A 22,423-nucleotide genomic window follows, 5' to 3' on the forward strand; every position below is an offset into this window, starting at 1 on the left:
CCGTTCTCGTCGAGTGTGGTGAGGCGCTACTTGGCGGCTCGGCGCGCACGCGCGGCGCGGCGCTTGAGCGAGCGACGCTCGTCCTCAGACAGGCCACCCCACACACCAGAGTCCTGGTTGTGTTCCATGGCCCACTGAAGGCAGGTCTCGCGGACCTCACAGGTGTTGCACACGGCCCTGGCCTTCTCGATCTGTACGAGTGCCGGTCCAGTGTTGCCGACCGGGAAGAACAGCTCCGGGTCGTCTACTTCAAGACATGCTGCGCGGTTGCGCCAATCCATGGTTCCTCCTGGGTCTGGAGGCGCGACAAAGCCCCTCTGGGGTGGTGAAGGGGGTTCATGCCGCTGCCATCGCGGAAATCACTACTTCAACTTTCTCATTGTTAACAACAGATGACAAGGGTTTTGTCGTGTGCGATCCGCCACAAGGCCTCCGCAGTACCGTTGTCGTCTATGAAGTCAACGTCCGATCATCCGCGTGTGTTGCGCGTGAGCGCCTCAGTGGGGGTTGCCATCGAGGTCTTGGCGCTGACGGGGACCGCGATAGTGTACTGCGTCGCCGCCGCCACGGGAAGAGCCCCTGCCTCGGCTTCGCTGTCGATTGCGGCGCTCGCAGTCGTGGCCGCTGCAGCGCTGGCCTTCGCGGGCCGGGCCTTGGCGGCAGGGGCTGCCTGGCCGCGTGGCCTCGTCATCACGTGGCAGATCATGCAGGTGGCCGCAGCAGCAGTGCTGTGGGAGTTTTCGGCGCCTGCCGCCGTCGTAGCGATCGTCGTGGGTGTGGCCACGGCCGTGCTGGTCTTTCTTGACGCGAGGGCACGGCCGGTGCGTCGCTAGGGGCGCTGCGGCATGGCGAGCTGAACGGCCTGCGCGATGCCGTCGGTGACCAGGACGCTTCGGCCCGGCCGGGGCGTGGGATCCGTGACCCCTTGCCAGTGGTGCGGCGCGATCGCGCGCACGGCGCGCGGCGTGGGATCCGACACGATCACGGTGGTGGTTCCCGGGGGGATGACATGTGCGGCCTCGTACACCGTCACCTGTGCGCCCACCAGTGAAGCGACGATGCGCGAGGTGGGTTCTCCTGGCACGCCCAGCACCGCGACGGTACCGGTGGGAGCGGCGAGCGGACCCGCATCGTCCCCGCCTTGAGCCCATGCGCCCGAGGCGACGCCGGCCGGTAGCGGCGTCACCAGGGGTGGCGCAGTCCACTCGTCCTCCCACACCACCTGAGATTCCTCCCACTCGCCGTCGACCCTCAGCCATGCTCGACCTGGCACGGACGCGGTGGCCTGCCCGTGGCGTGGGGCGCCCCACAAGGCCCCTGACTGGCTATCGACTCCGGCCATGATCGCGACGGCAGTTGCGCCCGAGCCGAGCCTGGGGGGCGCATGCGGGGAACAGGCGATCGCGGTGGGAAGGCGCAGCGCGAGGCGTGCCATCAGCGCATCGGACGCGGCGCCGTCGTCGACCGCGCTCAGCAGCGCGAGTGCCGACTCGGCGTCGTCGACGAGCACGAGCACCTCGGGCCTGGAGGCGGCCAAGTACAGGGTCCGTGCCGCCTCTCGCGCATCGGCGGGGAGCACGACGGGGACCAGGCCGCGGCGGGCGGCCTGAGCGCCGATCGCTCGCAGCGCGCCCGACCGGCCCGAGCGAGCGGGGCCGACCACGACGGCGGCTCCTGCGCCAGGGTCCCAGGTGACTGTCCGACGTTCGCGGGTGCGGGGCAGGTCAGCGACCGCAAGCACGATGGCACCTTCGGCGGGAGCTCTCAGGTGCGTGGGCAGGGGAGGTAGCCACAGAGGCTGGGCCCGCGGTGCGCGTGCCCAGCGCGTGCGCGCGGCCTGTGCCAAGCCCGCGCTCGGATCGCTGACAGGAGGGGCATCGGCCAGCCTCACCGGCGGGCCGGGAACCGCGACGGGTGCGGCCAGTTGCACCTCCTCAAGGCCGCCCGCGCGCGACAGCAGCGCTCGGCCAGGTGTGGTGGGGGAGATCTGGGCAGCGTCGGCAGAGCCGATCACGTCGCGGGACTCTGACCCAGAGGCAACCCGTAGGGCGATGGTCGTGGTGACGTTGGCGCGCACCTCGGGTGTGACGGCGCCCGCGGGCCGCTGCGTGGCCAGGACGAGGTGCAATCCAAGGGACCTTCCCTGGGCCGCGAGCCTGGCCATCTCGGGCAGGAACGCCGCGTGCCGACTCGCGATCTCCTGGTACTCATCCACCACGACCAGCAGCCGCGGTGGCGCGCCCCCACGTTCTTCCCATTGGCTCAGCGAACTGAGGTCCTGCTTGGCGAGTGCGGCCTTGCGCGACGCCAGCTCGTGCGCCAGCGCGGAGGTGACGCGTGCCGACAACCCTGCGTCAAGGTCGGTCAGGACGCCGCTGACATGGGGCAGGTCAAAACAGGTGCGCAGTCCCGCACCGCCCTTGAAGTCGATGAGCGCGATCGACAGGTCCGCCGGGCCGTGGAGGAGGGCGAGTGCGGAGACGAGAAGTTCGAGGGCGACGGACTTTCCGGCCCCTGTGGTGCCCGCGACGAGCAGGTGAGGGCCATCGCGGTCCAGGTCGATGCAGACCGGCCCATCGGGGCCTTGGCCAACGGTGACGGTAAGTGAGCGACGGCCGGAGGCCAGGCGTGGGGCGTGGCTGGCGGCGCCCTCGACCTGAGCCCAGTCGACGTGAGCCGGCACGGTGGTGACGTGAGCGTGAGCGGCCATCCGCCTGGCGAGCGCGTCCGCAGTGGAGATGCTCACTCTCCACGGACCCTCGGAGGTCGTGATTCCCTCTCGGACCTCGACACGCTCCTTCGGGCCGACTCTCACCGCTGTCGAGCACCAGGTGGGTGCGCGCTGGCCCGCAGCCAGGCGCACAATGGTGTCCCCCGCGAGAGGCGGTGATAGCCAGCGCATCCACGGCTCCCGCCAGTGATCGTCGAGGGCGCCTCTTCCGCGTGCAAGGCACACGGCCCTGACATATCCCCGCGCCCACTCGTCGTCGCCGCTGACAGCGATGGGGCCAGGCCCAGGCGCCCACTGAGGCATCGGCTCCGGCGTGCGTCTCTTGCGCCGTGCGAGAGCCGTGACGGTCGCCGCTGCCGGCGCCGTGAGTCCCAGCAGCGCGAGGTACCACCGTCCCGTCATGGCCGCGATGCCCACACCTATCGCGAGACCCGCCACGAGCGATCCCCACGGCACCGTCATGGGTGCCTCTGGTGTGGGTGCGTTGCCGTCGTCGGTGGCGATGTGCTCGAGGGTCAGACGTGTGCGGCCCAGCGCCACGGGCAGTCCTGGCTCGAGCCCGCGCACGCGCCGCGTGGCGGGCAGGCGTCGCCGAGGCGATGCGGACATGCCGTTCGCGGAGCCCAGGTCGACGATCCGTGGCCGAGGTGCCACCGTCACCAGGGCGTGCTCCCGCGACAGCGCAGGGTCCTCGATCGTGAGGTCGCATCCGGAGGACCTGCCCACCGTCACGCCGGCGGGGCCCACGGCGACGGTCGCGCCCGCATCGGGGCCGTCGATGACGCGCACCACGGGGCCGGTCCAGGCGGGATCGGCAAGGAGCAGCGGCTCGCGGCGCGCGCTCAGTTTCGCCCCATGCACCAGCGGCCACGTGCCCGCCGGGTGATCGTCGTCGAGGCGCATGGCCTCACACCACAGCGACGGCAGCCCCGCTGCGGCGGCGATGACCGAGGCTGAGGTGCCCGGGTGGACCTCGAGATCGATATCCCCGGGAATCGTGACACGCATGCGGCCACGCTCGCGGGGCCCGCCGCCAGGATCAAGCCCCGCGGGGCCCGCCTGGGGACAACACCCGTTAGTCGGACCCTGTGACCTCGTGCGCCGTGGTGCCGCTGAGCGGCGCGACGGTGCCGTCCTCCGTCACGATCCCTGCGAGCCACTGGTACTCCCGGGTGTAGACGCCACGCGGGACATCCGTCAGGGAGTAGCCGGAGTGTGTCACGGCCGAGTCGACCACCACGGCGGGGGTGTCAGTCCATGGCACGGAGTCTTCACTGCGGCTCAGCACGAGCGGGGCGGTGTCGAACTGTGCTGCCATGGCGGCCATGTCCTCGGCCTCTTGCGTCGTGAGGGCGAGCACGACGGGGACGTCGCAGGTCACGCGCAGGCCGCCAAAAAGCTCGGACGAGCGCACCAGGATGATGGGCCGTCCCGGCTCGAGCGCGCACAGCGCGTCGAGCATGGACCGCGCGCCGATCATCTCGCGGGTGGTGACATTCACTGCGGTCGACACCGGGTACTCCTCACCAGGCGTGGGCGCCAGCCAGGTGGTCACTGGCAGGGCGAGCATGCTCACCGCGGCCGTCCTGCGTGCCATGCGCCGCGCCTTGGCGCCACGCAGCAGCGAGGCGAGCGCCCACGCGGCGAGCGCCGCAGCGAGCACGAACGCGGGGATCGTGACCGGCTCAAAGCGGCGGATCGCCCAAATCTGGTCGGGGATGATCGACGGCCGCACAAAGTACAGCAGGGACGGCGCCAGCGCGGTGCCGAGGAACACGGCCCACGCGGCCCTGCCGCGTACCGCCTTGTACGCCGCGATGCCGAACCCCAGGATGCCCAGCGCCACGAGGGGCCAGGTGAGGTGATAGCTCAGCCACGTCACGGTGGACTCCGCGTAGTTGCGGGTGGGATCGATCGGCAACCCCTGAGCGGCCTGGAAGCTCTCGGTGACCCCGTTGGCAAACTGCTCTGACTCGGTGTCGGTGCCGCGGCGTGTGGTGGTCCACAGGGGTCGCGAGGCGAGCACCGTGAGTGCACCCGACACCGCGACCGCTAGCCACAACCCAAACAGGTGACCGCCACGGGTCGTCCGCATCGCCTCGAGCGCGCGCGCGATCGTGGCGTCAGTGCGTGGCGCCGCCGCGATGGCCAAGAGCGCCAGGCACGCGAGACATCCGGCGAGGTACGCGGCGTTGACAAGGGTCGATTGGGTGCCGAGCCGCTCGAGGTACTCGGTCGACCAGCGTGCCAGCGAGGCGTAACCGATGACCGCGAACAACACTTGCGAACCCAGGAAGGCCGTGCCAAGCCACAGGCGCCTCAGCCCGGACAGTTGCGCGAGAAACAGCGCGGCGATGACCCCGATGCACGCCCCGATGGCATAGGCAGTGCCGTCGATCCGCACCAGCATGGTGGCTCCACTCACGGCGCCTCCCGCTGCCATGAGCGCCGGGCTCGAGCGTTCGATCCCGCGCCACGTCCACAGGATCCCCGCGATCACGAGGAGCAACGTGAGCGGCTCGGTATAGGCGGGCCGCGACAGGCCGATGTGCGCCACGGTGAGCGCGAGCGCGCCTGCGGGCGCCAACGCAGCATAGGGAGACAGGAACCGCCTGCCGAGGACGTAGACCGCGAGGATTCCGGCCGCACCGATCACCACGTTGGCGGCGAGCACCCCTGAGTCGCCCGCGATCCAGCCACCGATCGCGATGGTCGCGGGCAGCATCTTGGCGCCCTGGGGCTGGATGACGTCACCCTTGAGGTTCCACGCCTCCGAAGCATCGGCGATGGCCTGGCTTCCGGCTTGGGCGGCGACGTCGGCTCCCCACACAGGGATGTCGGTGCTGCCGTGGTCGACGAGCCACATCCCCGACAGGGTGAGGAATCCGGGGTCGCGCACCACGAGCAGGTACTCGGCGCCCATGAGGATGTTGACCACCGTCCACGCGCCAGTGCCCACGACGGCGATCAGCCCAGCCCGTGCATCGGCCACGGTGGGGGCGATGGTGGGCGCGAGCGGTTGCCACGTGAGCGCGAGGATTCCCGCAGCGAGCGGCAGCACCAGCCACCAGTGGTGCGCGCCAACCGTCACAGCGAGGCCCGCCGCGATGCTCAGGGCGATGACGACCAGCACGATGCGCTCGGGTGCGCGAGCCATCGCGACAGCGCGCCGAGTCGGGCCCGGCGCTGGGGCGCTGGGGGGTGTGCTCCAAGAGGTGGTGGTCACGGTGCACCAGGCTATCTGGGCACACGCGCACCGCGCCTTCTGTGTCTCGGGGCGCGCGGGGCTGGGCGTTGCAAAGTCGGTTTGCACAGGTAATGTGGCCCCATGACGCGAATTGTCTTGGTCGAAGATGACCCGACCATTTCTGAACCCTTGACCCGCGCTTTGGGTCGCGAGGGCTACGACGTCGAGTGGCATGGCACGGGGATGGGGGGAGTGGGGGCTGCGGACGACGCCGACCTCGTGATCCTTGACCTGGGCCTTCCGGACATCGACGGCGTGGAGGTGGCTCGGCGAATCCGAGACAAGGGCCTGCAGGTCCCCATCCTTATGCTCACGGCGCGCGCCGATGAGGTCGACCTCGTCGTCGGTCTCGACGCCGGTGCCGACGACTACGTGACCAAGCCGTTCCGCTTGGCGGAACTACTGGCCCGAGTGCGCGCGCTCCTGCGCCGCCGGATCGCCGAGGAGGCCGGCGGGGAGCTGGCCGTCGGCGGCGTCCGGGTCGACGTCGCTGGACACCGCGCCTTTGTCGACGACCGCGAGTTGCAGCTCAGCGGCAAGGAGTTCGACTTGCTGCACCTGCTGGTCGCCAACGCCGGATCCGTGGTCTCACGCGACACCCTGATGAGGGACGTGTGGGGCGCCGACGCGGGCGCGCCCTCAAAGACGCTCGACATGCACGTCTCGTGGTTGCGGCGCAAACTCGGCGACGACGCCTCGGACCCCACCTACATCACGACCGTGCGGGGAATGGGCTTCCGGTTCGAGAACGACGAGTAGGCGGGGGCGTTGCGTCGCCGCGTCCTTCAGGCCACCATCTCCGCGCTCGCGGTGGCGGTGGTGTTGCTGGGCATCCCGCTGGGCTTTTTTGTCTCGCAGTTGGTGCGTGACGACGCCCTCCGTGACCTCGACCTGCGCACCGCCACTGCGGCGCGCGCTCTCGACGTGCGCTACGCCGCTGGCGAGACCATCACCGAGGACAATCTCGCCTCGTACGTGAGTTCTGCGCCCGGCGCGGGCTCGTACATCTACGTCCAGTTGCCCGACGGCACCGTGCTCACGGCGGGTACCGAGCCGAGCTCGGCGTTTTCCGACACCACCGTCACGGAGTCGGGCATCGTTGTCGTGATGTCGGTGGCCTGGTGGGACGTGTTCTGGGCCGCCGCACGGTTTGTCGCCCTGGTCTTTGCGTTGGGGGTGGTGGCAGTCGTCGCGGGCGTGTCCATCGCGATCTGGCAGGCCAATCGGCTGACGGCCCCGCTGGTGTATTTGGCCGCGAGCGCGGAGCAACTGGGCACGGGTGCGGTTCGCCCCCGCATCGACCCCAGCGGCATCGAGGAGATCGACCAGGTTGCGGAGGAGTTGGCTCGTAGCGCCGACCGGATGGCAGCCAGGCTTGCGGTGGAGCGCCAGTTCGCCTCCGATGCCTCACACCAACTGCGCACACCGCTGACGGCGCTCACGATGAGGCTCGAAGAGATCGCCGCGACCAGCACTCAAGCCGAGGTTCGTGAAGAGGCGGACAAGTCGCTCGAACAGGTCGAGCGCCTGGTGGGCGTCGTGGACGACTTGCTGGGGCGCTCGCGCCGCGCCCTGGGCTCCGGCACCGAACTGGTGGTGCTGCAGCCCGTGTTGGACCAGCAATACGAGGAGTGGGCGCAGGCCTTCGAGGCGGCGGGGCGAGCACTTGTCATCGAGCCCTCTGGGGCCACGGTCTTCGCTACCCCCGGCGGGCTCGCACAGGTCCTCGCGACCCTGATCGAGAACTCGTTGCACCATGGCGGTGGCGTCACCTCGGTCAGCACCCGGGAGTCGGGCACCAACCACGCGATCGTCATCGAAGTGAGCGACCACGGCGACGGCGTTCCTGAGGAGTTGGCGCCGCGCATCTTCGAACGAGAGGTGACCAGCGGCCGGGGGACGGGCCTGGGCCTCGCGCTCGCGAGGGACCTCGTCACGGCCGACGGTGGTCGCCTCGAACTCTCGCACCGCGCGCCGGCGGCGTTCGCGATCTTCCTGCAAGGCGTACCCGAGATGGTCGATCTCGACACCGTGGTGCCGCACTCGAGCGCGAGCCAGGCGCGGCGCAAGCCCCGCTGAGGTGAGGTCAGGTCTCCGTCGAAGGTGCAGTGAGACGAGAGTCGGGTTCGGCCTCGAACACGAACAGCGAGTAGCCCACGTAGCGAGCGATCGTTCCCAGCCCGATGCCGAGCACGGACGCGATGTTGTCGGCGAACGCGCTCGTGAATCCCAGTCCGTGGTGGCTGATGGCCACCATGACGGCCTCAAGGACGAGCGCCACACCATTGACCGCAACGAACAGCACCATCTCGCGGGCCGGCTGGTGGCGTGAACCGCCGCGGAAGGTCCAGCCTCGGTGAGCCCACCAGGCGAAAGCGATCGACACGAGGGTCGCGATGATCTTTGCCGTCACCACCCGGTCGTCGTCGCCGGCAACCTCGGCGTGTGGCGCCAGGGGACCGGCGCGCAAGATGTTGAAAACCGCGAGATTGACGACGATGCCCGCGACGCCCACCACTCCAAAGCGCGCTAACTGACCGGCGCGGCGCCGCAGCCAGTCGAATGCTCTCACGAGTGACGAGCGTAGTCGCAGGTAGGGTTCAGCCATGACCCCACCCATCGTCGCCGTGATCGGCGGCGGCCAGCTTGCCCGCATGATGACCCCGCCGGCCACCGCGCTCGGCATCACCCTGCGCGTGCTGGTCGAGTCCGATCAGGCATCGGCGGCCTGTGCCGCACACGAGACCGTGGTGGGCTTGCCCACCGACCCTGACGCGATCGAGCGGCTGCTCGCGGCGCCGCGTCCCGACGTCGTGACGTGGGAGCACGAGCACATCCCTGCCGACGTCTTCGAGGCCTGCGAGAAAGCGGGCGTGCCCGCGCGGCCCGGGCTCGAGGCACTGCGGTTTGCCCAGGACAAGATTCAGATGCGCGCACGCATGGACGAACTTGGACTACCGAACCCGGCCTGGCGAGAGGTGCGCTCCGCCGCGGATCTCGAGGCGTTCCTGGCCGACAACGGCGGCACGGCAGTGCTGAAGACGGCACGGGGAGGCTACGACGGCAAGGGCGTGCGCATCGTCTCGTCTGCGGTGGAGGCCAAGGATTGGCTGGACGCCTCCGCGAACGGCGGTCCGCGGCTGCTCGTCGAAGCGAAGGTGCCCTTCACGCGCGAACTTGCCGCGCAGGTCGCACGGCGCCCCAGTGGCGAGGTGCGCACGTGGCCTGTCGTCGAGTCGATTCAGCGCGACGGCGTGTGCTCGGAGGTCATCTCGCCGGCGCCGCAACTGTCTGCCGAGCGAGCCGCCCTGGCGCAAGAGGTCGCAGCGCGCATTGCGACGGAACTTGGGGTGACGGGAGTCCTCGCGGTCGAGTTGTTTGAGACCGCTGACGGGCTGATCATCAACGAGCTCGCCATGCGCCCGCATAACTCGGGCCACTGGACCATCGAGGGTTCCGTGACGAGCCAATTCGAGCAGCACCTGCGTGCCGTGCTGGATCTGCCGTTGGGCGACACTGCGCCCCTGGCTCCCGTGACGGTGATGGCCAACGTCCTTGGAGGCTCCCGCTCGCACCTCGAGGGCTCGCACGCGGAGGCGGCCGATGCGGGTGCCAAGGTTCACTTGTACGGCAAGGGGGTGCGGCCCGGCCGCAAGGTGGGGCACGTCACCGTGACCGGCACCGACTCCGAGCAGACGTACGCCAGGGCAGTGGCAGCCGCCACTATCGTGAGGGACGGAGGTGCGGCATGACTGACACGCCTGTGGTGGGCATCGTGATGGGTTCCGATTCAGACTGGCCCGTGATGCGGGAGGCGGCGACGGCGCTGCGCGAATTTGGGATCTCGTACGAGAAGGACGTGGTCTCGGCGCATCGGATGCCCGACGAGATGATCGCCTACGGCCGCGACGCGGCCGCGCGAGGGCTGCGCGTGATCATCGCGGGCGCAGGCGGTGCGGCGCACTTGCCGGGCATGCTCGCCTCGGTGACCTCGCTGCCCGTGATTGGTGTGCCCGTGCCGCTGAAGCACCTCGACGGTGTGGACTCGCTGCTGAGTATTGTCCAGATGCCTGCGGGCGTTCCAGTGGCAACGGTGTCGATCGGCGGGGCGCGCAACGCCGGCCTGATGGCTGCCCGGATTCTGGGTGCGGGCGACGGTGAGGAAGCCGCACGAGTGCGTGCGCAGATGGACGCCTTCCGCGATGAGCTGCGGCAGGTGGCCTACGCCAAGGGCGAGGCTCTGCGCCAAGAGGACTGACGTCCTCCTCGCGCCGCGGCTTAGTACTCGAGCGCCTCGCACTGGGCGAGGATGTCGGCTTCCGTCTCTCGCTCGGGGGTAGTCGCGGAGATGCTCGGGTCCGTCGTGGGCGTTTCGCTGGTCGAGGGGGTGGCCGATGCGCTGGCATCAGGGGTGGGGGACGTGGTGGTCTCCTCGTCCTCGCCTGGCATCGGCTCGTCGTCGATGATGGCCTGGAAGAGCGCCTGTGCCTCATCCTCGATCGCCAGCACGTCGCCGGTGTCGTCGCTGGAGTATTCCCACGGCACGGTGGTGAACGTCAGGTTGTCCGTATCGAAATTGCGCAGGCTGTAGGCCAATCCCGCGAGGTTCGTGATCGATCCGAGCTGGGAGTCCATCGTGATCGACTCTGCACCCGCCTTGATGAACTGCGTGAGCTCGCCGATGTCCGTGAGCAGGTTCAGCCCCAGCGCCTTGCGCGCAGTGTTGGTCAACAGTTCCTGCTGACGCTCGATACGCATCAGGTCGGTACCGTCGCCCAACCCCGTGCCGGTGCGTGCGCGCGCGAACGCCAGCGCGGTTTCACCGTCAAGCACCTGGGGGCCGGCCTCAAGGTCGAGCTTGGCCTTCTTCGAGTACATGTCGTGGGTGATGCACATGGGCACGCCGCCCAGAGCGTCGACCATGTCGATGAAGCCGGTGAAGTCCACCACCACGTAGTGGCCGTTGAACTCGATACCCGTCTCGTCGGTCACCGTGCGCATGGTGCAGGCTGCGGCCTCAGCACGGTTGCCGTTGGAGCCTCCAAGGGAAAAGGCCGTGTTGAACTTGGCCGTCCACCCTGTCTTGGTGGTGCCGTCGAACATCTGGCAGTCAGCGACATCGACCCGCATGTCTCGAGGAATCGAAATCACGTCGATCCTGCTGCGATCTGCGCTGATGTGCATGATCATCGTGGTGTCCGAGCGCATGCCGTCGGCCACATCACCGCCGATGGTGGCGTTTTCGTCGTTGCGCTCGTCTGAACCGATCAGCAAGATGTTGAGGTCCTCGCCAGCGGCGAAGTCGGTGGGTTCGGTGGTCTCGACAACCTTGCCTTCGGAGTCCGTCGCACCAATCAGGGAAGAGATGTCCTCGCGGTTGATCGAACTCTGCGCGAGACCCAGGTAGGCCGTGCCAAACACGGCCGAGAACCCCAGGACCGCTGCAGCTGCCGAACCCACCGCCGACAGCACGTGCCGGTTCGGGGCGTGCGTGGCGTGACGCGCGTGCGCGCGGGGGCGGCGAGACGCCATCAATTCCTCCGTGGTGGGTGTGCTCGAAGCGAGGTCAGGTTACCTGGCCGGGTAACGATCCGGTAACCAGCCGCGTTCCCGCTGGCACGCGGGCGTTCTGGTCAGGCGGTGCACTCGGCGAGGATGTCCTCGACCGCTTCTTGCTCCCCGGCGCTGCCCTCGGTGCCATCGTCGGCGCTACTCGATGGCGCATCGGCGCTCGTGGCGGGCGTGGGCGTCGGGGTGGTGTGAGCCATGCCATCGTCCCACGCGGACGTGGCATCGCCCTGGGCGTCGACGGACAACTCCCTGTCGTGGCGGAGGTCGTCGAGCATCGTCTCGGCGTCGTCGGTCATGACGACGTCGAGACGGTCGGCGGTGTACTGCCACGGAATGGTGGCGAAGGTGACGTCATCGATCGATAGCCCGCGCAGGCTGAGGCCCAGGCCCGCGAGGGTAGTGGCCGAACCCAACTCGGCGTCCGTGGTTAACGACTCTGCGCCCGCGCGAATGAACGCTGCGAGCTGAGCTGCATCGGTAAAGAGGTTCTTGGCCGCGGCGGTGCGGAAGGTCACGGCGAGGAGCTGTTGCTGGCGCTCGATGCGCTGCAGGTCGGAGCCGGAGATGTTGCCCACCTCGGCGGTGCGGAGGCGGGCCCAGTTCAAGGCGGTGATGCCGTCGAAGATCTTGGGTCCCGGTTCAAGATCCAGGTTGGACTTCTTCGAGACGATGCGTTCAGGGACGCACATGGGGATGCCGTCGAGCGCGTCGACCATCGCCACAAATCCCGTGAAGTCGACGACGGCAAAGTGGTCGATCCGGATATCCATCACCGAGTGAATGGTGTTGATGGTGCACGCGGCGGCCTCGGCGGGGTCACCGTCTCGCCCGCCGTTGGCGAACGCGGCGTTGAAGTCGCCAAACCCGCCGTCGACGACCGTGCCGTCGAACAGCGTGCAATCAGGGATCTCGACTTGGAGGTCGCGGGGGATGGAGATCAGGTCCACACGAGACCGGTCTCCCGAGATGTGCGCGATCACGGTGACGTCAGAGCGCATGCCGTCGGTGACGTCGCCTCCAATGGCGGCATTGGCGCCTGAGCGCACGTCGGATCCGAGGAGCAGGATGTTGAGGGGCTCGCCGGACTCGGCCGCGGGCTCGGGGGTATCAGGAGTATGGGAGACGAGGGAGCCGATGTCCTTGGAATCCATGGCCCCGGTCACGGTACCCAGGGATGCTTGGGCGAAGACCACGACAAAGCCGACGACGGCGGCGGCAGCGACCGCGACCGAGCGCGCGAGCGGATGGCCCCTGTCTTGTGCGGCATGGCGCCATCGCGGGACCCCTGTGGGCATGCTCACTCCTTCCCCCCCATCAGGCACATCGTACTTCTGTGCGTGAAGTAGCCTACGTGCGTGACTGAACCAGGCCCCGCGGCAGCGCTCCCGCCCGTGAGCGTGGTGCTTGCTGTGCGCAACGAGGCCGAAGGCTTGGCGCCCTGCGTGGAGGCGATCCACGCTTGCGGGTACCGCGGAGAGCTCGAAGTCGTGGTCGCGGTGGCGCCGTCGGACGACGGCACGGAAGCCGTCGCTCAGCGGTTGGCGGACGACGGGCTCGCGGTGATTGTCGACAATCCCGAGGGCTTCACCCCGGTGGGGCTCAATCGCGCCATCGCGGCGGCGCAGCACGATGTGCTGGTGCGGATGGACGGTCACGCACTCATGCCGGCGGGATACATCGATCTCGCGGTGGCGGCGCTCGCGTCGACGGGTGCGGCCAACGTCGGAGGACGCATGGTGCCGCGGGGCGGGAGCCCCTTCTCACGTGCGGTAGCGGTGGCGATGTCGTCGCGCTTTGGTCTTGGCGGTGCAGGCCACCGCATGGGCGGGCAAGAAGGCCAGACGGAGTCGGTCTACTTGGGTTCGTTTCGCCGCGACGCGCTCGCGAGCGTCGGGGGCTATGACGAGCACTTTGTCAGGGCTCAGGACTGGGAACTCAACCACCGCTTGCGCCAGGCAGGCCATGAGGTGTGGTTCGTGCCCGGCATGGCGGTGCCGTACACGCCACGGTCGACCTGGCGTGCACTGAATCGCCAGTTCTACAGCACGGGACGCTGGCGCCGGGAAGTGGCACGGCGCCATCCCGAGAGCCTATCGGTGCGGTATTTGGCGGCGCCGCTGGTCACGATCGCGGTATTCCTCGGCCTCGTTGCGGGAGTTTCTGGATTGGTGGTCGGATGGCCATGGCTAGCGGCTGCGCTCATCGTGCCCGCGGGCTACCTCGTGGGCGTGCTCGGGGCAACGCTCCTGCTCTTGCCGCGAACGGGTCTGGCGGCGGCACTGCGCATGCCTGTGGTGCTGATGACGATGCACTTGGCGTGGGGAGCGGGCTTCCTGCGGGGCGTGCGTTAGGCTCGGCTTGACGCATAGGGATAACAACGGTGTAATTCCTACAGGCAGGGATCATTTCCTGTCGCAGCGATCGGAGGACAGCCCATGTGGAATATCTACGGCGGTGCGGTGCCCTCAGACGCAGGCAAGCCCTCGCCAACGTTGGCGTCGGTTGTCGACATCTTTGGGGGCGTCGAGGATGACGGTCCCCTTGCTTGGCAGGAGCGCGCACTGTGCGCCCAGACAGATCCCGAGGCGTTCTTCCCTGAAAAGGGTGGCTCGACCCGCGAGGCCAAGAAGGTATGTGCGTCGTGCGACGTGCGTGCTGAGTGCCTCGACTACGCACTCGCCAACGACGAGCGCTTTGGCATCTGGGGTGGGTTGTCGGAGCGCGAGCGGCGCAAACTCAAGCGCCGCGCTGTCTAAGAGGTCGGACTGCGTGGGAACAACGTGAGTCCCGCGCGCATCGTGGTGCGCGCGGTCGTTGTAGCGGACGGGCGCACCACCCAGGTTCATGCCGCCCTTGACGCGGTCCTGTCACAGGACCCCGCGCCCGATGTGGTTCACCTCGCGCTGACGGGTCCCCTCGACCCGCCGCCTGGCGGTTGGGACCGCAGGCTCGACGTCATCGACGTCGAGGCCCACAGTTTTGGCACCGCCATCGAGGCGGTGCTCGCGGCCAACCCAGGCGACGACTCGGAACTGCTGTGGCTGCTCCACGACGACATGGCGCCGCTTCCGGGAGCGCTCGCCGCGCTCGCCGCCACTGCCCGCAAGCGCAGGCTCGCAGGCGTGGTGGGCGCGGCGCAGGTGCAGTGGGACTCTCCCGACCGGCTGGTCTCGCTCGGGATGACCACGACTCGTGTGGGCGCGCGGCGTATCGCCATGGTCGAAGAGGATGACGTCGACCAGGGTCAGTACGCGCAGCGCGATGACGTGCTCGCGGTCTCGCTGGGCGGTGCGCTCGTGCGGCGGGAACTGTGGACCGTTCTCGAAGGCCTCGACGGCGCGGGCGAGGGGTGGAGTTCAAGCCTCGACTTCTGCCGTCGCGCATGGCGCGCAGGGTATGACGTGGTGGCCGTGCCGGGGGCACGTGTCAGGCACAGCCAGGAACGCCTCTATGGTCGCCGCGGCGGCTCCGGAGGCGGACGCCGCGCCACCTATGGCGCTCGCCGTGCCTCGGAGTGGTACCACGCACTGGTGTTCAGCCCGTGGTGGGCCGTCCCCCTGTTGTTCGTGTGGGCGTCACTCGCCAGCGGTGCCCGCGCCGTGCTGCGGATCGCCCAGAACGAACCGCGGCTGCTCACGGCCGATCTGCTGGTGCCCTGGCGCCTGATCTTGCTCCTGCCGCGCCTGCCGCGGGCGCGTTGGCGAGCGCATCGGTCAGGAAAGGCCACCCAGGCGGAGCGCCAATTGTTGGCGGGTCCGCGAGACGTGGCCCGGCACGTGCGCGCACTCGAATGGGGCGCCCGGTCGAGGGCGCGGGCGGCCGCGCAGCCGTCGGACGTGGCACGTCGCGAGCTGACGGTGCTCGCACGCCGCAGGCGCACCACCGCGGTGGCTCTTGCGGTGCTGCTTGCGGGCTTCAGCGTCGCGCTGCATCCGGAGTGGATCTCTGCCCTGGTGCAAGGACAGATGCTCACGGGTAGCACGCTCGGGGTGACCGATGCTTCCGTGGGCGAACTGTGGGCACGAGCGATCACGGGTTGGAGCACCCAGGGCCTGGGGGCTCCCGCGATCGACGCCGGCCTCAGCATGCTGCTGCTGCCGTTTGCGCTGGCGCCCGGTGGCCTGGCGCTGTGGCTGGGTCTGACGTTGGCGTTCGCGCCGCTGCTGGCGGGGATGTCAGCGTGGGCGGCCACCGGAGCAGTGACTCGCTCGCTGTGGATGCGGCTGCTGGCGTCGGCCGCGTACGCGGTGTGGCCCATCGCTGCCGAGTCGGTGGCGCAGGGGCGCGTGGCGGCCGTGCTGGTGCACATCGTGGCACCCCTCGCAGTGGTGGGACTCATCCGGGCAGGCGGCTGGCATCGCGGCGAGTTGCTGGGCGACGGCACGCGCTTCCCGGTACAGCAGCGACCCACGCGCAGCGCCGCAGCAGGGGCCTCGGCGGCGATCGCGGTTCTGGTCATCGCGGCTCCCGTGCTCCTGGCACCTGCGCTGATGATTGTTGCCGTCGCGGGAGCCTGCGCTGGCCGCACTCGGTGGAAGGTGTGGGGCATTGTCGTGGTGCCGCTCATCGTCTCCGCGCCTGGCCTGATCGCCGCGGCCTCGGCAGGTTCTCTGCGCACGGCCGGCGCGATCCTTGCTCGTGAGCCTGGGCCATCGGCGACCTCGACCGCGCTGTCGGGCTCCGATCTGCTGCTGGGCGGGATCGGCGAGACCGGTGCCGTGCCCCTGCCCTTGGTCGTCGCCTTGCGCGCGCTTCCCGTGCTGATCCTGGTGGCCGCGTTGCTGGCGGGAGTTGTCGCGCGGCGCCGCCTGCTGTGCGCCGGAGCGTTGCTGACGGCCGCGGGTGGCGTCGCGCTCGCCGTCGTGGTGCAGTCGTTGACGCTGTCGCCCGACGCTGGGGCCGATGGCCCGGCCGCGACCGGCTGGTACGGCGCGCCCATGACGCTCGCTGTCCTTGCGCTGCTCGTGGCCGCCTGCGCCGCTTTCGACGGAGACGTGGGTGCCCGCGAGGCCGCCGTGGTGACGGCCGATGCGGGGGCGAACCCTCGTACCCGCGCGCGCCAGTGGGGTGCCGGGCTGGGGGTAGCGGCATGCTCCGTCGTGGTCCTGGGCGCCGCCACCGCGTATGCCTGGCCAGGGGCGGCATCGCTCGGCGACGTCGCGCCGTCGAGTAGGGATGCCCTTCCGCTCGTGGCCGCGCTTGAGCAAGGCAGCGTCCACCATCAGCGGGTGCTGGTGATCGATCAGGTGGACGAGACAGTTTCCTATGCGGTGATGTCGACCGATGGCACGGAGGTGCTGTCGACCGCGGCCACCCTCATCGAGGGCGCCGTCCCCGCCGTGCGCGGCGGCGGCGCCGCACCGGTCGCCGGCCCCGCCGCCTTCGGGCCCACGGTTGCTTCGCTCGTGGCGGGAGGCTCCGCAGACGTGGACCTGCTGGCCGACTGGGGCATCGGGGTGGTCGTCGCTGCGCCCGGCGCAGACGCCGTCGCTGACGCCCTGTCCCAGCACGCCGACTTGCACCTCATGGGCTCTGCCGACAGGGGGACCTCGTGGAGGGTGGGCGCGGCCGAGGGCGCCGACCGGGTGAGCCGCGCCACCTTTGTGGGAGCCGACGGTGCCTCGAAGGCCCTGGCCATCAGCGCCGATGGGGTGTCATTCGACGCGCCAGGGCCGGGCACGGTCGTGCTCGCCGAGGCCGCTGACGACCGCTGGATTGCGTCCCTTGACGGTCAGTCGGTGGCAGGCGCGACGGACGAACTGGGTCGGCAAGTCTTCGCCCTCGCCGAGGGCGGCCAGGTGGTGGCGCGCTACGACGACCGCGGGTACCGAGTCTGGGCCTGGGCGACGGTGGTGGCGCTCGCATGGGCGCTGGTCGCGGCTATCCCAGTGGGCTCGCGTCGCGCACGGGCGGAGGAGGTCTCATGATCCGCATCCTGGCGACCGTGGTCGCCGTCGCAGCGCTGCTCGGGGTGGCAACACTCGGGGCGCCGCCCCACGCCAGCGACGCTGGCGCATCGGCGTCGGTGGAGGTGGATCCGGTGCGTCAGGCCGCCGTGTGTCCCGGGCCGCTCGTGATCCCTGTGGGGTCCATCTCGTCCGGCGACGAGGACCTCGATTCGGGTTCCAGCGACGTCACGATCGCTGTGACGCCGGAGGGCACCGCGCTCGGAGAAGGGACGTCGGTCGACTCGCCCCAGGCCGTCTCGGTCGAACGCGTCGGTGGCGGTGACATCGCGGGACTCGCGGGCATCGGCTGCACGACGCCTGCACGTGAACAGTGGCTCGTCGGCGGGTCAACGACCGTCGGATCGAGCTCCCGCCTGGTGTTGTCGAACCCCACCGCATCGGCTGTCAGAGCGCAAGTGGAGCTGTTTGGCCCCGTGGGCGCCGTCGAAGACGTGCGGTCCGTGCTCGTGGGGCCGCAGAGCCAGGAGGCGCTGCTGCTCGAGTCCGTCGCGGCGCAACTGCCAGCCCTTGCCGTGCGGGTCACCGCAGGAGGTGCCGGGGTGGTGGCCGCCCTGCAAGACTCCCGCTTGGACGGATTCGTCGCCGCAGGCACCGACTGGGTGGGGCCCACCCTCATGGCGACGGACCAGGCCGTGCCGATCGCTGGCCCGTCGGCCGAGGGCGCCCAAGCGACCCTGACGCTGCTCGCGCTCGACGACGCTGACGTGTTCCTCAGCCTCGTCAGCAGCGACGGGGAGCAGTCGTGGCTCGGCGAGGACGGCCTGGAACTCGAAGGCGGCGTGGTGACCGAGGTCCAGGTGCCGCTCGTCGACCTTGCCGCCGTGCGCATCGAGTCGTCGACACCCGTCGCGGCCGGCGCGCGGGTGCTGGTACCGCGCGAGTCGGCGATCGATGAGGACCGCACCGCCCTCGACCACGCGTGGACGGCCGCTCAGGAACTGGGCGACACGCGCGAGCGAGCCCTTGTGGTGCCCGAGGGTGACATCACCCTCGTCGCGTATGGCCCCGAAGGGGGCACCTTGACTGCCCAGGCTGGCGACGAGCAGGTCACGCTCGACACGGCAGAGTTCGGCGTCGGATCCGTCGCTCTCGACGTCGCGGCGGGCACGGTGCTGTCAAGCACCGACGCCTTCGCGTGGGCCATCGTGGTCGAGGACCGTGAGGCCGGTTTTGTCACGACCATCGAGCCGGTCACCACAGAGCTGACCGCCACCACCGTCGAGGCGACAGTGGGCGTCTACACCCCGTAGTGCGGGTCGACATCCTCAGGCGCGCGGCCCACGACGGCCGCCACCTGCTCCGCAAGAACATCGCGAATGAGCGCACGGATCTGGTCGCGATCGGCACGCAGTTCGATGGGGCGGCGATACAGCACCACGCGGGTGGGCTGACCGGACTCCGCCGCGAACACCCGGCCAAGCGGCACACCGTGCTCCCACGGGGTGGGGTCGGAGGGGGGCACGTCCTCGGCCGCGAAGTCGATGCGCCCCCAATGCTTGCCCCACCGCGGCTCGAGACGCTCGACGGCGTCGCGCACCTCGTCGTCGAACACCTCTGCACGGGTGCGATAGGCGGGTGCGTCGTACGGCAGAAGCGGGGCGCGCAGCCCCCTGTCGTGCCTATCCCGAGGTGCCATGGCGCCCACGGTACCCCCGCATCGGCGTGGCAATCGGACGGCGAGCGCGAGCGAGCGTAGTGTCCTGGGCGTGAAGTCCAGTCGTCAGTGCACCCGCACCACCTGCGACCGCCCGGCGGCGGCCACGCTGACGTATGTGTACGCGGACTCGACCGTCGTCGTGGGCCAGTTGTCCGCGCAGGCGGAGCCGCACTGCTACGACCTGTGTGCCCACCACGCGGAGCGTTTCTCCGCACCGCGAGGCTGGGACGTGGTGCACATTCACCAGGAGTTCGTCGACGCCGGGCCGAGCCCCGACGATCTGGACGCCCTGGCGCGAGCCGTGCGCGAGGCCGGGCGCCCTCGCGTGGTGCAGCCGCCGCCCGCTCCGCTGGCGTCGGAGCCCCGTCGTGGACATCTTCGGGTCGTCTCGGGAGACGCCTGACGCTACCCTGGGCGCGTGACTGAGCGCCCAGATCTGACCAGCCTGATCAAGTCCTACGACGTCCGCGGCATCGTGGGCGAGACGTTGACGGTGGAGGTCGCGCGCGCCATTGGCGCCGCCTTCGCCGACGCCGTGGTGCTGCCCGATGGCGAGACCCAAGTCGTGATCGGGCGGGACATGCGCGATTCCGGCCCTGGACTGGTCGAGGCCGTCGGTGACGGCCTGCGCGACCGCGGTGTCGACGTGATCGACATCGGCCTGTGCTCGACCGACGGGCTCTACCACGCCTCTGGCGCCCTGGAGCGGCCCGGCGTCATGGTCACGGCCTCGCACAACCCTGCCGCCTATAACGGCATGAAGATGTGCAGGCGCCTGGCCCGAGCCGTGGGGGAGAGCACTGGACTGGGCGACGTGCGCGAGCGCGCCGCCGACTACCTTGTGGACGGTATCCCTGCGGCGGCCGAGCGCGGCTCACTCACGCAGCGCGACATGTTGGTCGAGTACGCGCAGTTCCTGCGCTCGCTCGTGGACCTGGGCGCGATTCGCCCCCTCAAGGTCGTGGTGGACGCCGCCAATGCCATGGCGGGGCACACCGTGCCCGCCGTCCTCGGGACGGACGCCGGCCTGCCCGCGCTACCGCTCGAGATCATCCCGCTGTACTTCGAGCTCGACGGCACCTTCCCCAACCACGAGGCCAACCCGCTCGACCCTGCCAACCTCGTCGACCTCCAGGCCGCAGTGCGAGAGCACGGCGCGGATATTGGCCTCGCCTTCGACGGAGACGCCGACCGGTGCTTCGCGGTGGACGAGCGTGGCGAAGTGGTGCCAGCATCGGCCATCACCGCGCTGGTGGGGCTGCGCGAGAGCGCACGGGAACTCGCTCAGGGCCGCACGCCCACCGTCATTCACAACCTCATCTCCTCGCGCGCCGTGCCCGAGCAGCTCGAGGCCGCGGGCGCCACGCCCGTACGCTCCCGGGTGGGCCACAGTTTCATCAAGGCCGAGATGGCGCGCCTCAACGCCGTCTTCGGTGGCGAGCACTCCGCACACTTCTACTTCCGCGACTTCTTCTTCGCGGACTCGGGCATGCTCGCCGCGCTGCACGTGCTCGCGGCCCTGGGGGGCCAGGACCGCCCGCTGTCGGAGCTACTCGAGGAGTACACCCCCTACGCGGCCTCGGGGGAGATCAACTCGACCGTGGCCGATGCGGCACTCGCCACCGCGCGGGTGCGTGAGACCTTCGCTGGCGAGGATGTCGAGGTGGACGAGCTCGATGGCGTCACCTTCTCGCACTGGAACGCGGAGCCGCGCTGGTGGTTCAACGTGCGGCCCTCCAACACGGAGCCGCTGCTGCGACTGAACGTCGAGGCCGCAACGGCCGCCGACATGGAGGCGTTGCGCGACAAGGTGCTTGCGGTCATTCGCGAGGGCTGACATGTCGAGTGAGGGCGGTACCAAGGCGATCGTCGCGGCGCTCAGCGCCAACCTCGGGATCGGCGCCACCAAGTTCGTGGCCTGGGCGCTCACCGGCGCCTCGTCGATGCTTGCCGAAGCGATCCACTCGGTCGTGGACTCTGGCAACCAGGTGCTGCTGCTCGTAGGCAAGCGCAAGGCGACCCGCGCGGCGGACGACACCCACCCGTTTGGCTACGCGCGCAATCGGTACTATTACGCGTTCCTCGTGGCCGTCATGCTCTTCGCGTTGGGCGGATTGTTCTCGCTGTTCGAGGCGTGGGAGAAGTGGCAAGACCCCGAGCCGATCGACAGTTGGGTGTGGGTGCCCCTCGTGGTCCTCGCCATCGGCATGGTGCTTGAGGGGGCGTCCCTGCGCACGGCCGTCCGGGAGGCGCGCGCGGTGCGCGGTTCGCTCGGGTGGTTCGCCTACATTCGCCGCTCCCGTTCGCCCGAGATCCCCGTCATCCTGCTCGAAGACACCGCCGCGCTCGTCGGACTCACGTGCGCGTTCTTCGGCATCTCCATGACACTCATCACCGGAGACGGCATCTGGGACGCCATCGGCACGGCGCTGATCGGAGTGCTGCTCGTCGCCGTCGCGGTGATCCTGGCGCGCGAGACCAAGTCCCTCATCATGGGCGAGTCCGTGACGCCAGAGGACCTGGCCCTGATCCGCGCCGCCTTCGCAGCCTCGCCGCTGACGGACGTCATCCACCTGCGCACCATGCATCTAGGGCCGGAGGACGTCATGATCGCGGCTAAGGTGGGTGTCGCGCACGGCGTGAGTGTCGATGAACTCGCCGAGCACATCGACCGGGCCGAGACCCTCATCCGAGAGTCCGTCCCCACCGCCCGTCTCATCTTCATCGAACCCGACCTGCGCCGCAGTGCCGCTGTGGGCGAGAGCCCGGCCAGCGCATCGGCCCTTCCCCTGCCTGACGAGGAGCCCACATGACCCACCCCGCCGCAGACCACGTGGTTGCCGACCTGTCGCTGGCAGAAGCCGGGCGCCACCAGATCCGGCTCGCGGAGCAGGAGATGCCGGGGCTCATGGCCCTGCGTGAGGAGTTCGGTGACTCTCAGCCGCTCGCCGGCGCGCGTATCGCAGGCTCGCTGCACATGACCACCCAGACCGCGGTGCTCATCGAGACGCTGACGGCGCTTGGCGCCGACGTGCGCTGGGCCTCGTACAACATCTTCTCGACGCAGGACGATGCGGCGGCGGCGATCGTCGTGGGCAAGGGCACCTACTCGGCTCCTGCCGGGGTTCCGGTGTTCGCGACCAAGGGCGAGACCATCGCCGACTACTGGGACTACACGGACCGCATCCTCACGTGGGAGGGCCACGACGGCCCCACGATCATCCTTGACGACGGCGGCGACGCCACCC

The 22,423-nt window shown here is 69.5% G+C and carries 20 protein-coding genes; 13 read left to right on the top strand and 7 right to left on the bottom strand.

What is annotated here, in order from left to right; genetic code table 11:
- Positions 1-26: 26 nt before the first annotated feature.
- Positions 27-281: a WhiB family transcriptional regulator gene (locus ACK5NO_RS05280; RefSeq protein ID WP_416811621.1), complete on the bottom strand. Its 255-nt coding sequence runs from the start codon at positions 279-281 to the stop codon at positions 27-29.
- Between the two features lie 171 nt (positions 282-452).
- Here ACK5NO_RS05280 and ACK5NO_RS05285 point away from each other — a divergent pair, with 171 nt between their 5' ends.
- Entirely contained in the window at positions 453-833 is a 381-nt protein-coding gene (locus tag ACK5NO_RS05285; RefSeq protein ID WP_416811622.1) for a hypothetical protein, read from the top strand.
- Here the strand turns inward: ACK5NO_RS05285 and ACK5NO_RS05290 are convergent.
- Complete coding sequence (locus ACK5NO_RS05290; RefSeq protein WP_416811623.1) at positions 830-3,739, bottom strand: FtsK/SpoIIIE domain-containing protein; 2,910 nt, start codon at positions 3,737-3,739, stop codon at positions 830-832. The genes ACK5NO_RS05285 and ACK5NO_RS05290 overlap by 4 nt on opposite strands.
- Positions 3,740-3,806: 67 nt before the next feature.
- On the bottom strand, positions 3,807-5,888 hold the full coding sequence (locus ACK5NO_RS05295) for a hypothetical protein (protein ID WP_416811624.1): 2,082 nt from the start codon (positions 5,886-5,888) through the stop codon (positions 3,807-3,809).
- Positions 5,889-6,059: 171 nt separating this feature from the next.
- Here ACK5NO_RS05295 and ACK5NO_RS05300 point away from each other — a divergent pair, with 171 nt between their 5' ends.
- Positions 6,060-6,737, top strand: coding sequence for a response regulator transcription factor (locus ACK5NO_RS05300; protein WP_416811625.1), 678 nt, complete (start codon positions 6,060-6,062; stop codon positions 6,735-6,737).
- 9 nt (positions 6,738-6,746) lie between these two features.
- On the top strand, positions 6,747-8,057 hold the full coding sequence (locus ACK5NO_RS05305) for an ATP-binding protein (protein WP_416811626.1): 1,311 nt from the start codon (positions 6,747-6,749) through the stop codon (positions 8,055-8,057).
- A 7-nt stretch (positions 8,058-8,064) separates the two neighbouring features.
- Here ACK5NO_RS05305 and ACK5NO_RS05310 read toward each other — a convergent pair whose 3' ends face one another.
- A complete protein-coding gene (locus tag ACK5NO_RS05310) occupies positions 8,065-8,586 on the bottom strand; it encodes a GtrA family protein (protein WP_416811627.1) in 522 nt (173 codons plus the stop codon).
- Between ACK5NO_RS05310 and ACK5NO_RS05315 the strand changes: the two genes are divergently transcribed.
- Positions 8,585-9,730: a 5-(carboxyamino)imidazole ribonucleotide synthase gene (locus ACK5NO_RS05315; protein ID WP_416811628.1), complete on the top strand. Its 1,146-nt coding sequence runs from the start codon at positions 8,585-8,587 to the stop codon at positions 9,728-9,730. The genes ACK5NO_RS05310 and ACK5NO_RS05315 overlap by 2 nt on opposite strands.
- Complete coding sequence (gene purE, locus ACK5NO_RS05320) at positions 9,727-10,236, top strand: 5-(carboxyamino)imidazole ribonucleotide mutase (protein ID WP_416811629.1); 510 nt, start codon at positions 9,727-9,729, stop codon at positions 10,234-10,236. The genes ACK5NO_RS05315 and purE overlap by 4 nt, the downstream gene beginning before the upstream one ends.
- Before the next feature lie 20 nt (positions 10,237-10,256).
- Here purE and ACK5NO_RS05325 read toward each other — a convergent pair whose 3' ends face one another.
- Positions 10,257-11,510, bottom strand: coding sequence for an LCP family protein (locus tag ACK5NO_RS05325; protein WP_416811630.1), 1,254 nt, complete (start codon positions 11,508-11,510; stop codon positions 10,257-10,259).
- A gap of 101 nt (positions 11,511-11,611) precedes the next feature.
- Positions 11,612-12,844: an LCP family protein gene (locus tag ACK5NO_RS05330; protein WP_416811631.1), complete on the bottom strand. Its 1,233-nt coding sequence runs from the start codon at positions 12,842-12,844 to the stop codon at positions 11,612-11,614.
- A gap of 60 nt (positions 12,845-12,904) precedes the next feature.
- Here ACK5NO_RS05330 and ACK5NO_RS05335 point away from each other — a divergent pair, with 60 nt between their 5' ends.
- The 4 genes from ACK5NO_RS05335 (at position 12,905) to ACK5NO_RS05350 (ending at position 18,768) form a co-directional block, all read left to right on the top strand.
- The gene (locus ACK5NO_RS05335) at positions 12,905-13,900 is read left to right on the top strand and encodes a glycosyltransferase family 2 protein (RefSeq protein WP_416811632.1); all 996 of its coding nucleotides are present in this window, start codon (positions 12,905-12,907) and stop codon (positions 13,898-13,900) included.
- An 84-nt stretch (positions 13,901-13,984) separates the two neighbouring features.
- Positions 13,985-14,305 (top strand): WhiB family transcriptional regulator, encoded by a 321-nt coding sequence (locus ACK5NO_RS05340; protein WP_416811633.1) that lies wholly within the window; start codon positions 13,985-13,987, stop codon positions 14,303-14,305.
- Positions 14,306-14,329: 24 nt separating this feature from the next.
- On the top strand, positions 14,330-17,476 hold the full coding sequence (locus ACK5NO_RS05345) for a glycosyltransferase family 2 protein (protein ID WP_416811634.1): 3,147 nt from the start codon (positions 14,330-14,332) through the stop codon (positions 17,474-17,476).
- Entirely contained in the window at positions 17,473-18,768 is a 1,296-nt protein-coding gene (locus ACK5NO_RS05350; protein WP_416811635.1) for a DUF5719 family protein, read from the top strand. The genes ACK5NO_RS05345 and ACK5NO_RS05350 overlap by 4 nt, the downstream gene beginning before the upstream one ends.
- On the opposite strand, the gene ACK5NO_RS05355 is transcribed toward ACK5NO_RS05350, so the two are convergent.
- Positions 18,756-19,154, bottom strand: coding sequence for a metallopeptidase family protein (locus tag ACK5NO_RS05355; protein ID WP_416811636.1), 399 nt, complete (start codon positions 19,152-19,154; stop codon positions 18,756-18,758). The genes ACK5NO_RS05350 and ACK5NO_RS05355 overlap by 13 nt on opposite strands.
- A gap of 70 nt (positions 19,155-19,224) precedes the next feature.
- On the opposite strand from ACK5NO_RS05355, the gene ACK5NO_RS05360 reads away from it, so the two are divergent.
- The 4 genes from ACK5NO_RS05360 to ACK5NO_RS05375 form a co-directional block, all read left to right on the top strand.
- Positions 19,225-19,578 (top strand): DUF3499 domain-containing protein, encoded by a 354-nt coding sequence (locus ACK5NO_RS05360; RefSeq protein WP_416811637.1) that lies wholly within the window; start codon positions 19,225-19,227, stop codon positions 19,576-19,578.
- A 15-nt stretch (positions 19,579-19,593) separates the two neighbouring features.
- The gene (locus ACK5NO_RS05365; protein ID WP_416811638.1) at positions 19,594-21,012 is read left to right on the top strand and encodes a phosphomannomutase/phosphoglucomutase; all 1,419 of its coding nucleotides are present in this window, start codon (positions 19,594-19,596) and stop codon (positions 21,010-21,012) included.
- A 1-nt stretch (position 21,013) separates the two neighbouring features.
- On the top strand, positions 21,014-21,988 hold the full coding sequence (locus ACK5NO_RS05370; protein ID WP_416811639.1) for a cation diffusion facilitator family transporter: 975 nt from the start codon (positions 21,014-21,016) through the stop codon (positions 21,986-21,988).
- The coding region (locus ACK5NO_RS05375) for an adenosylhomocysteinase (RefSeq protein WP_416811640.1) at positions 21,985-22,423 on the top strand (439 nt) is incomplete at its 3' end. The genes ACK5NO_RS05370 and ACK5NO_RS05375, both read left to right, overlap by 4 nt.

The sequence above is a fragment of the Demequina sp. genome (genome assembly GCF_047975725.1).
Lineage (GTDB): Bacteria > Actinomycetota > Actinomycetes > Actinomycetales > Demequinaceae > Demequina.